Here is a 12,057-nt window from a genome sequence, read left to right on the forward strand (position 1 = left end):
CAATCGGATCCGTCGCCATTCGCGTCTGAACGACGAGGCACCAGCGGTATTTGCTAAGCAGTTTGAGCTAGAAAATTAGAAATAAACCCAAAGCGTGGTGTCCGTGATTGACGCAGCCCTCATATACCAAGTCGGAATAACTGGGGTCAGAATAACTGGGGTCAGAGTAAAGTTAAATCGGCTAGCAGCTGCCCGATAAACATAAAAAAAGAGAAGCAAAAGCCTCAATCATTCCTCGGATTTCTTCCGCCAACCAACAGGCCGTCCCACCTTATTAGCCGTCATGCGTCGCCCAGTCAGGCTTGCAACCTCCACTTCAAAACGCCCGTTGCCAAGCGCCATGCCTTTGTTCGTCGCTAAGCGGATGTCGGCCAGCAGTTGATTTTCCACATGATATTTAAATAAATCACGATAGCCCGCCTGCCGCGACGCGGGGTCGCTACCCAAGGCCAGATACAAGGAATGAGGAGTGCACAGCGCCGATTCTTTACCCAAGGCATTGATCTGGTAGCTGGACCAAACATAATCGGAAGGCTGTTCAACCATCCCAGCTCGGACAGGATTGAGCTCGATATAACGATAAAGCTGCAATAGATAGCCCTCTTCCTGCACCAGACAGGATTTAAACCGCCCTTCCCATAGCGTGCCGCTGCGCTTGTAGCTGAAGTTGAAATACCGCACATAATTCCTGCCCACAGCCTGCATCATCTCGCTAACGGCATTTGCTGTGCGTGGCGTGCAGAGCAAATGCACATGGTTAGTCATCATCACCCAGGCATGAATTTCAACCTGATATTTGACGGAATACTCAAGCAACCAATGAGCATAGGCCACAAAATCTTGCTCGCTGGCAAAGCAAACCTGCCGATTATTGCCGCGCTGTATCACATGCTGGGGAATATCAACTGGGCAGGCTCTGGGTAGTCGGGCCATGGGGAGACCGAGGGCAAATGGGACGACGGAAGTATAGGACGGTGAGAAGGAGGGGGAGGTTTAATTTGCTCTGACCCCAGTTATTTTCGCGGTACATCGTTGATTCAGAAGCTAAATAGCGACCTTCATCACTCAGAATAGGCACGATCTGGCTGGGTGGAGCGCTGTTAAAACGTGGACTGTTACACACCGATAAAATCGCCTGACGCTCGGTATCACTGAGCTTATTCGCCGGATCATGCCGTTTGACCAAGGGCCGCTGATCCGCGATCACCTTACCGGCCGCTTGCCACCGATACCAGCTATGTACCGAAATGCCGATCGTTTCACAGGCACGATATAAGCTCGCACCGGCTTGGCACGCTTGTCCGATCCACGAGATCAGCCGCTCTCGTTGGTCCTGTGATGTCAGTCTTCCTCGGGTTCGCCCCAAAGGGCGCGCACCTTTTTTTGCAGAATCAGCAATGCGGCCGCCTCCGCTAGTGCCTTATCTTTACGCAGAATTTCCCGCTCCAGCTGCTTATTTTGCTTGCGCAGGGTTTTGTTTTCCTGTGCCTGCTCCGGCGTGCTGACTTCAGCCTGGCCCTGCGCCTGAATGGAGAGATCGCGCCATTGTTTCACCTGCTCTGGGAATAAACCCTTGGCACGGCAATATTCGCTGAGCTCGATTTCGGACATGGCAATGGTTTCGACGACCACGGCAAAGCGGGTTTGGGCAGACCAGTTTTCACTGCTGCGATGATGTTCGGGCACGGGGCGCCCCTCCTGGCGAAGTTGATTTCGCCAATTGTACAGCGTGGCTTCGGAGAGGTTTTCTTGCAATGCCAACTGCCTGATACTGATCGGATGAGGAGCAAGCATTTTGCTTAAAATGGCGTCTTTACGAGCCTTGGGAATACGCGACATGATGAGTAACCAGCCCCCTGAGTAAGTTGGAATCCCTGAAAAGGGAGTATCTCAACTATCCTGACACAGGGGGTTTTGTTATTGGATCATTTACAATCACCAAAGATAAGGATCAACTTTAGTCACTTTTTTGTTCCATTCAGCACTGGTCAAGTCACCAACCTTGAAGTCACGCAACCATTTTTTTACTTGATAGTCAGCACTCCAGATTGGCTCACAATAGCCAGCACTTGTGAAGTGTTTTGATGGATTGAATAAAGTAATTTTTTCTTTATTCGAAACTAAATCAATACCCCACACACTATTTAATCCACCTGATGGGTAAGGATAATTTTTATCTAAAGAAACCATTGACCCACATACGCCCACATCATCAGAATAGCCGGGCCCATTGCCTAGCTCATTGCTTAATGCTTTGTAAATCGCAAAATGATTATCACCAATAATGGTTCCAAATGCATCCATGGTTAATCCACCTACGTTTTTAGCATTCACAATACCTAAGTACCATGAGCTAAATACGCTACCATCTTGTGTGAAAAACTCAGGTCTGTATTCGCGCATAGTCGGTGTGATTGCGCCGTCTTGGTCTACTAATTGTGCAAAAACATTGTTCGCTACTTGCCCTGCCGCTTTTGGATAACCAAGAAGCTTCCCAAGTGCAGCTTGCCCACCAGCGGCATCTACAGTCATACCAGTGCCAAGCAATGACTCAGGGGCAACCCAAGGTGTTCTGTGGCTGATGTTTACTGTTGAAAGTGGAAAATACTTCATCGCAATAGTGCGGATTTCGTCATCGCTGGGCATTGTTGGCAGCAGACCGCCGACTTGGATTGGAACGAGTTTAATATTTAATGGCTTTGAAATGCGTGGTTCAAGTTCTGCTTGTTTGATATTGTTTGCCAGGTTGTTATCGACAATAGCACCGTCCACAATTTCGGCTTTTACAATCAACTTTTCAGCCACTACTTGAGCAGCAGGCCAGCGAATAAGATAGCTTCTGTTCAGGTCAGGTAAATCAGTCGATTTAATTTCGGCGGAGGCTTGAGTACGATCTGTCCATACACCAGCATTGCTTCCATTATCTACAAAATCACGGCCATTAAACGCTGCGTAGTAAATATCCGCTTTATCTGCGGTAACAGGCAGCACCCTTTGGGCATCACGGGCTGCTACGACTTGAGAAAATACAACTGAGTTGTCACTTGCTCGTGTAATTGAAACTTTTAAGTTCGGCGCTTTTAAATTTGCAACTGCCCCTGTAACTGTGACACGAATAAGAGCGTCACGCTCTGCTGCCAAAGCAAAGTAGGGCGAGTCTGCTTGTTTTAAATTAATTTGGCCGAATTCAATTTTCTGAATTACTGCATCGCCAACCGTAACGATAGAACCTTTTGCAGAGTCACCATTAAATCCATCTTTGGCTTCATAGGTGAAGGTTGCTGCGGCATCAGGAGAAATGGCCATAGAAGCCCCTGATGCAGGTGGTGGGATAGTAGGCACCACAGGAGGGACGGGAGGCACAGGAGTGCCTGTTGGGTTAGTGCTTGGTGTGCCGGGATTAGAAGGGGCATCGGAGCCGCCACCACCGCCACCACCACACGCCACAAGCAAAAGCGAACTGATAATAGTGAGGGCAAGCGTTTTTTTATTTGTGATCATCATTTGACCTTTAACCGTAAAGAGATTGTGTAAAAAAATGAGGCTGAAAGTTCTTAATTAAACATTAATTATGTCAGTCATACTTTCTGCAATGACTTATTATTTAATGAGTAAATTGTCTTATATTTGCTATATTTTGGCAATAGCTATTATGCAAATATATTTTATAAATAATTAATTTTAACCTGAAACCCATTATCCATTAAAAGATAGCGAAGGCGCATTAAGTAAGTCGCGTGGTTTAACAACGAAAGACCTTCCATTGAAGGATTTTCATCCCATAATTTATTTTCATTCCTGTATCTTTGTAGACTAACTACTCTGCTTTCTTGATTTATTGCAGTAATCGCATTTAACGCATCGACTGCTTTTTCATTAAAAAGCCGATCAACAAACAACATGTATTCTGCAGTATCATGTGGATACATTTAATTGATTTGTCTCCCAGTATTGAATCGTTCGCATATTTACTTTTAGTATTTTTGCCAATCGTGAGACGGTAAATCCCAGTCCTTCACGTAAAGTTTTAAATTCAGCAGGAGTCATCCGTTCTTTAGCTTTTTTAGCTTTTTTAATTATTATTTTTTTTGAATGCCCAACAAAACTATTGTGATCTGTAAAGCGATATTCAACTGCAATTGGAACGTAATCAACCCTTACTTTAATTCCTTTATTAATAAGGAGTGATCTAATTCGATCCAGATAGGCTACATGTGTGGGGATTAGCATTCCATGCATAAATTCATTCTTAGCTAACATTTGCTTTTCGTTGTGATATCTTTTCAACAAAACTAATTTTTTACTTTTACCTGATCTGATTACATCATTTACAAATTCTTTGGCTTTGTTATTGATTAACCCATCAGCATATAACAAGTATGATTCAGCAAAATCTGGAATATTTATTGATTTCGAGTTTAGTTGACCAGATTCCCAATATTGAACTGTCCGGATATCAACTTTCAGCAAATATGCCAGTCTTGAGCTTGTAAAACCTAAGTATTGTCTGATTGTTTTAAACTCCGCTGATGATATCCCCTTCGTCATATTGCCGGGGTTCCGAAATTTATTTTTCTTCTCGTTAGAATTTTTAGTCGTTTCTGGTGGATTATCAACTGGAATTTCTTCAGTATTAAATCGAACAATTCTCCCCTTCATGTTAGAAACTTGTGCTTCTTGCGGAAACAAAGCACGCATGATCCGATCAGCATTAATTTTTTGTAACATGCTTCATCTCCCCATAAATTCGTAAAATATGAATCAATGTTAATTCGTAAATTACGAATAGTCAAGAGAGGCTGAGCAGCGCACTGTTTTTCTACGCAAAGCAATTAATGCCTGAAAATCGTGCGAAAAGTGCTTTTTGCATGCATTTCCAGAGGTTTTTGCATCCTATACCTAAGCAAATCCTGTAAAAATAGCAGTGTTAAATATTTTGCTGGTAGAAAAAAATGTCTGATTTAGGTGCGATTCAGTCTCTTCGTATTAAACAGCTTGTGGCGTCTTTTTACAGCCGCCCATTTAAAGATGAATCCATGGCGATGGACCTTTTACAGCCCGAACTTGAAGCCCAATATCTTTATGCATCTCCAACTAGACCAGTTTGGGTGGGGGCAGTTAAAACTATTAGCAATGAATCACCTACAGCTAACCCTCGCGTTTTGAGCGTCAGCAATCAACTAAGAGTTGTTGCAACCGTCACCCCACTTTCCGAAAATTTACTCTCGACGTTAGAACTGGTGCTGGGCTCCAAAAGTGCTCGCAATGGGCATGTGGATTTGGTTGTAGACGCTATTAGCGAAACCGCGCCTCTCATTCTGAGCTGGAACGGGGGATTGGATGGTTTAAGTATTGAAGCTGGATTAGATGAAGGCTTTGTGGTGACAAAATGGAAAGACAAAAAGACTATCGGCCCAGACAAAGATTTTGACCTGGATATTCAACGGACAAAGAACAACAGGTTTAAGCTACGAAAAATCCTGCTTGAGACGCTGAATGAAAACACAACGCTAGGCACTCCTAAAGTCGATGTAGATCCAACGAGCTCGCTCTTGGGTTACATAGCGGAACGATTTTCAAACCAACTCAAGGCCAGCGATCAGCCAGCGCCAGTGGAGCCAATCGCGCTTGTTGGCGAGCCATCAGCTCAACCCATCGTCGAGCCAGCACCACAGCCCGTAAATGAACAAAAAACAAAGTGGATTGATGCGTCAGCCTTGGATATTCACTTAGGCTTTGCAAAGCTTCCGGACCACCAAACAACAGTTCTAGCCCTCATCAATAATGGCCTTGAAAACATTAAGCCTGCAATTGACAAACTGGGCTTTAAGGAGTCAACAGACCCCCGGTTTCAAGGCATTTACTTTATGGTGCCAGAAGGTGGGATCGCTAAGTTACAGCCCATTTATGCTGCATTACGTGAGTGTGTTTCACAGCCGCAAGAAGTAAAGGGCATTTCCCTTTTCACAAGCGAAATTGTGAACCGAATTAATACAGCAATCAGTGCACGCACCCAACTGCCTGATTTGGACAAGCTATTTGCTCAAGCGACCATGTTGGTGAGCAACCATGAAGGTGAAATGATTTGGGCTACACCCTATGGCCGGATGGTCACGCCAAGCCGGGAAAGTGCTGCAATTGCTGGGACAATCAATATCACACCCATCATGGAAAAGAAGGGTGAACCAAGTGCTCGTTTTGGTTACTTGGACGAAGGCGCTAATGGTCAGCGTCAACTCGCTTCAATGGCTGCCTATTTATTCGCTGACGCCGTAGAAAACTTAGGCCGTCATGACTCTTTAGCGAAATTGGCTAATTTAAAACAAGTAGTCAATGAAGGCCGTGAGGTTGCTTTTAAAGAAGATGAATTTGAGGAATGCATTGAACGAGGTTTAGTGCTTGCAATGGAACGGTGGTCTCGAAGTGCTCCTGATGCAGAGTCTATACGGGTATATGCCTGGGCTTTGCACGGGCTTCAACCCAGCATGGGTGTCATGTCACCATCCAAAATGGCGTTACAGCAATATAGTTCGCCGCTTCATTTGTCTGTAGCAGTGCAAAGCATTTTTGGTAGCCGTGAAGAAATTACTGGGAAAACGTTTCTTGATACAACCGTTGGTCATGGTTCTTTGCTATCGACTTTTTCTGGTGTAGCGAAATGCTTCGGGGGTGAACTAGATCCTAAACGGATCGCCCGAATTGATCAAAGTGACGTTTGTGCACCTATTGTCTACTTGGCAGATGCAACCAACACTGATTTCTCAACCTTATTTGAGCAAGACGGCTTCGATTATGTTGTTGTGAATCCTCCTTTTGCTGACACTGAACGCAATCACGTCATTCCATTGCCTAAAGGAAGCAACGAGCCAGCTATTGTCTTGCGTAAGCTCGACCATATTCTCGCGCTGAAAGCATTGCATGAGCGGAAGCCCGATGGCCGTGCTGTTCTACTTTTAGGCGCAGACTCTGCGGTTAACCCAACTGCAACGGGTGCTGGTACTCGCCGCGTGCTCCAATATATCGCTGACCACTACAAGGCTGTTTCGATGGCGGTGCTGGATGGAAGCATTTACAAGAAGCAGGGCGCATCATGGCCGATCACTGTCGTAGCTATTGGCGCACGTCGCCCGGCTCCGGAGATCCAACCTTCCATCACCACATTGCCATTATTGAGAAATATGGAAGATGTAGAGCGTTGGGCAGACACAGCTCGCGTTGCGATTGAGGTTGAAGAAAACCCTCCGGCACCGGCACCGGCAATTGACCAAGAACTCAATGCGACACTGAACCATGAATTTGTTGAATCAGGGATGGATTCGATCCTATCGCAACTGTCTCAACAACCTTCTTCCGCCATTTCACCCCCAGTACCAGACTTGTTACAAGAAAGCAGTGCCTCGGAAGAACAAAAGCCAGCTGCCTCAGCCTCAGCCTCAGCAGATATTGGTGGAGAGCTGACTCAATCCATCTACACCCCGTATATCGCCATGTCGAAAGTAGCCAATGCGACGACCATGGTCCCGATCAACATGGCCAGTGCGATTAGAGAGCATTTGCAAAAGATTGATGATAAATATCAACACATCGGTGGCATTGATGGTTTTGTCGCACGGGAAATGCAGTGGACTGATGAACAGCATGCAGATGGCCGTTTATCGCCAGAGCAAGTGGATGCTTTGGCGATGGCCATAGAAGCCGCACTTAATAAAAAGGATTTTTTAATCGGTGATTCCGTAGGGACAGGGAAAGGGCGTGTATTTGCTGCGTTTATGGCATGGCAAAAAAGCAGAGGGATCATTCCTATGTTCTTTACGAAGTCAGCCAACTTGTTTACGGACATGTATAGCCGGGACATGGTTGATATTGGCAAGGCCCACATGTTTAAGCGCCCATTAATTTTGAATTCGGGCGAGTACATCACCACCCCATCAGGCAAAAAAATTAAGTCGCCGTCACGGTCCCAGCTAAATGAATATATTAGCCAGGGAGAAATCCCAGAGGGTACTGACATTATTTATACGACTTACTCTCAATTTTGTCGACTGCCCACCTCTGAGCATGGTGGAGACCGTGTCAATTGGTTCTTCAACATTACAGCCAACCATAATGTTGTTCCTGTATTAGATGAATCGCATGCTGCAGCGGGTAATTCCAATACTGGCGAGAACCTCAGCTACGCTCAAGCCAATTCACGAAACAATGGTCACCATACCATGCTTGGATCTGGCACTCCTATTAAAGGCGCTGCCAATCTTAAGATTTATCAAGGTGTTATTCCTTTGGGAGGTAGCAATCTTTCGCATAACGATATTTTAAATGCAGTAAAGATTTCTCCCAATGACATGCAGGAAGCGCTGATGTCCGAAATCACAAAATCAGGCTTGGCTGCAGTGCGTTGTCATGACACTTCAACATATGAGCGGACGTATGTGCCTTCGGAGCATTCCGAACGAAATATTGAGTATGCAGACCAATTTGCTACGGTTATCCGAAGAATGATGTTTTTATCGGGAGAGGTCGCGCATCTGGTTGGCGAATTAAACTCGGACTTTACGCGTGATGCTGAGCTACTTCATGATCAAGGCGTAACGGACAAACCGCGTTTTGGTGCCTCATCAACGAACTTTGCGTCCCGACTTTACAATATTAATAAAACATTCATTATGGCGCTTTCAGCAGACGACATTGTTGAACAAACTTTGCTCGCTCTACGCCGTAATCAAAAACCAGTCGTAGCACTTAATCTAACGGGTGGTGCACTGCTTGCCGATTACCTTAAGGCCGTGAATCAAAAAGATTTAAACGACGACGATAATGATTTTGATGAGTCGGAAACACCCACAGAGTCATACAGCTCACGTCGGGAAATGATTATAGAAAAACCTCTCGACATTAAAGATATGTTGCTTCGTTACTTAGATCGGATTGGAACAATCAAGATTACAAGTAGCTATGGCAATGTTGTAACTCAGCGCCCGGACAGCCCTGAATATCAGGCCGCAGAACAAGAAATCTACAACACCATCATGCTCATGCCTGATCTGCCGATGATGCCTATTGATTACCTGCGCCACAAAATTGAGCAAGAGGGGTATTCCGTCCAAGAAATCACAGGCCGGTCTCACAAGGCAAACTTCCTTCCAAGTGGCAAGGTCGCCATTGTTCCGAGGCCCGAAGGAACCTCAAAATCTGCAAGAAGAGAAATTGCCAAGCTATTTAATAATGGCCAATGCGACGTCTTGATTCTCAATGAAGCAGGCAGTACAGGGTCATCGCTGCATAGTTCACCTTCTGAAGGGTACGATACGCGCCAGCGCAACATGATCAAGTGGGAGCTGCAAGGTGACGTTAATACAGAGCGCCAGATCGATGGTCGTGTAGGGCGTCGGGGGGAATTGAACCCACCAACATTCACCTATGTTTTGCTGGGTCTTCCTGCTCAAGACCGTTTGATTATGATGTTTAACAACAAAAATCGTTCGCTCTCATCATCGTCAACCAGTAACCGGCAAAGCGAAACAAAGATTGATTACTGCCCTGATTTATTAAATAGCATAGGCGGTACGGCAGCTAAACGCTTGTTAGAAGAAAACATTCGACTAGCGAATTACATGTCGATTTCTTTGCCAGATGAAAAACAATCCTGGCCGTTTGAAAAATACGCGTCCATATTGTCAGGCCGCATGAGTATGCTGCCCGTCAAGCAGCAATTTAAAGTATATAAAGAATGGGTCAATGAATTTGAGGCTGAAATTGAGATTCTGGAGTCCAAAGGAATCAACCCACTCAAATCCAAACATTTGGACATTAAGGCTGAATTAGTAGATCAAATCGTCCTGTTTGGTGATCCCGCCAACATGAACGTTGAATCCATTTTCGAGAAGCCCGTTTTACTCTCAACGTACAAGTACACAGAAATCGTAGAGCCTATTCGATTTGACACAGTAGCAGCCGCTATCCGTTCGTCATTAGCCAATTTGGCCCCCGGCATGAATGAGGAAGGCTACCCGGTCGGACTCATTGAGGAAATGGGCGAACTTAAAGAATCCCACTTGGCCACGATGCGTCCTGCGCGATTTGCCTCCAATCTTGATGCATTAAGTGATAAGGGCGAGAGCCGAATTAAAACCGTAAATACGGCGATTGAATGGGCTATGGATAAATTTTTACCATTAGCTCGTCCGGGCTCTCTACTGTCATATACAGATTTTCAGGACGAACTTAAAACCGCCTTGATTACGAAAATTACGCCACCAAAAGACTCCAGACATTTGTGCGCCATTTCGCATTGGCATATTGATTTAGCGATACCTGGCGTGCGAGGCATTCTTCAAACATCGCTCAATTCTCTTCATCAAATGACCAATTTGCGGATTATGAAGCCAAAGGGTGATCCGACTTTATCAGCGGGATTGCGCAGTGAATTTGACTTGATCGAAGGAGGCTTACGGGAGAGCTCGGTACATATTCTTGAAGGCAATATTTTCATGGCCCTTTCACAAGCCCATGCCGAGAATTTAGGCACAAAAATCACATTTACCCGGAGTGATCTTAGCTCTTCTCTGCATAACCACCACGGCGTGCTAGTTAAGAACGCTCATGCTGCGTTAGAAAAGGTTATTGGACTGAAAGAGCCAATTCGAAACGCTGAACTGCTGGTGACCATTCTGAACACGCCTGAATTCAATCCTAAAGCGTTCTCACCTCAACCAGCCAAATACACAACAATTACTAATGACAGGAGCGCGGATGAGTTACTTAAAAATGTGGTGTACATCAAACCAATGCCTAACGCGTACAGCGCCCCAGTAAATTACACCCTTAGCATTCCAAGCATCAAAAAACATGGGGGTGAACTGCTGACGGATCCAGCGCTCACGGCGATCCCTGGAAAAACGCATCGCAATAAATTTGATTTGTCTTTTAACCCTGCCAAGTATGGTCCGAACCTTGAGGCTTTAATTACGCACGACAAGCTTCAACCCGTTCTTGAACATCTCATCCATACCCATGGAATGACGTTTTATATCCCGCAAGAAAAGGCAAAAGCTGCTCGGGAAATACTAGCTGAGCGGACCGAAAAACTTAAAGCTAACAAAGCCGCTGACAGTGTTGAACTGGCTTAAAACAAGAGGGCAGAACCATGAATTTTGAAACTAAAGCAAAAAATTGGCGTGAAGTAGCGGCTCAATGGCGTCAGGGGAATACTCAGCCACTAGAGCAAAGCACTGATGCACTGCTCAGTGCATACAACGGGTTTCGATTGTTACTGGACTGGGTTAGTAAAGTGCAAGCCCATACAGAGCCATTGAAGGCATTGCCTGCTGAGTTGAGTCATTTGAATATTGATCAATCGGCCATGCTTTCCGTCAGCAGCAACCTCAGTGCGGCATTCCAATTTGGTTATCCGGACGATGATTCGTGCATTTATTTACTGGTTAACTTCCCAGAGTATGAGTGGCTACGTCAACTCCCGATCCACACGGTCTATGTCGGAGAGGAGAGTCTCTATATCTGCACACTGGGATTTACACCAAAGGATGCCCCTGATACATCTCTGCCTGTCGTTTTACTTGAAATCAAACTCGACTTTAAAAATATGCGTCTGGTGCGGGCCTTTGATGAAACCGCCAAAAAAATTGGGCTGGCTCATATCGAGCTTAAATCTGATGAAATGGAAGTGATTGAGTTTGACAATGTGAACACTATCCCATTGGTCTACACGCCCAGTAAAGAAATCGTCACAGAGGAAATCTCACTCTTCGCGTGCGAAGACTTCGCATTCATTGAAAGTTAAGGAGCCGTCCACATGGAAAAGAGCGCAATCAAAATGACGACATGGACTCAGGAAGGGTTGATCGCGGGTGCAGAAGCTCGCGCCTTAACGGAGCCAGCCAGCCAAGAAATGAATAGCGTCTTAGCCGGGTTAAATAAGACGGTTGAAGGCTTCGGAAAATGGATTTCATTGAAGGCCGAAAAAGAAAACACAGCCACTAAATCTCTCGATATTCAGCGTTCTGGCCCTGCCGCTCAAGCGTTTGAATTTTAATTTTTTTC

The 12,057-nt window shown here is 45.4% G+C and carries 8 protein-coding genes; 3 read left to right on the plus strand and 5 right to left on the minus strand.

Translation table 11 applies throughout. The features are described from left to right. Positions 1–228: 228 nt before the first annotated feature. From R6242_RS19435 to R6242_RS19455, 5 genes are all read right to left on the minus strand, one after another. Entirely contained in the window at positions 229–933 is a 705-nt protein-coding gene (locus tag R6242_RS19435; RefSeq protein WP_318430072.1) for a transposase, read from the minus strand. Positions 934–1,341: 408 nt separating this feature from the next. Beyond that, positions 1,342–1,839, minus strand: a complete 498-nt coding sequence (locus R6242_RS19440) for a hypothetical protein (RefSeq protein ID WP_318430075.1) — start codon at positions 1,837–1,839, stop codon at positions 1,342–1,344. Positions 1,840–1,935: 96 nt separating this feature from the next. Next, positions 1,936–3,504, minus strand: a complete 1,569-nt coding sequence (locus R6242_RS19445) for a hypothetical protein (protein ID WP_318430076.1) — start codon at positions 3,502–3,504, stop codon at positions 1,936–1,938. Between the two features lie 161 nt (positions 3,505–3,665). Continuing rightward, positions 3,666–3,902, minus strand: coding sequence for a hypothetical protein (locus tag R6242_RS19450; RefSeq protein WP_318430078.1), 237 nt, complete (start codon positions 3,900–3,902; stop codon positions 3,666–3,668). Between the two features lie 13 nt (positions 3,903–3,915). After that, positions 3,916–4,728, minus strand: coding sequence for a hypothetical protein (locus R6242_RS19455; protein ID WP_318430080.1), 813 nt, complete (start codon positions 4,726–4,728; stop codon positions 3,916–3,918). A gap of 224 nt (positions 4,729–4,952) precedes the next feature. On the opposite strand from R6242_RS19455, the gene R6242_RS19460 reads away from it, so the two are divergent. Genes R6242_RS19460 through R6242_RS19470 form a run of 3 tightly spaced genes read left to right on the plus strand, consistent with a single transcriptional unit; the run spans position 4,953 to position 12,049 of the window. Beyond that, positions 4,953–11,126, plus strand: coding sequence for a strawberry notch C-terminal domain-containing protein (locus R6242_RS19460; protein WP_318430082.1), 6,174 nt, complete (start codon positions 4,953–4,955; stop codon positions 11,124–11,126). A 17-nt stretch (positions 11,127–11,143) separates the two neighbouring features. Beyond that, positions 11,144–11,797 carry a hypothetical protein gene (locus R6242_RS19465; protein ID WP_318430084.1) on the plus strand — a complete coding sequence of 218 codons (654 nt, stop codon included), beginning with the start codon at positions 11,144–11,146 and terminating at the stop codon, positions 11,795–11,797. A 12-nt stretch (positions 11,798–11,809) separates the two neighbouring features. Next, entirely contained in the window at positions 11,810–12,049 is a 240-nt protein-coding gene (locus R6242_RS19470) for a hypothetical protein (RefSeq protein WP_318430086.1), read from the plus strand. Positions 12,050–12,057 lie beyond the last annotated feature (8 nt).

This window comes from Iodobacter sp. CM08, assembly GCF_033446605.1.
Taxonomy (GTDB): Bacteria; Pseudomonadota; Gammaproteobacteria; order Burkholderiales; family Chitinibacteraceae; genus Iodobacter.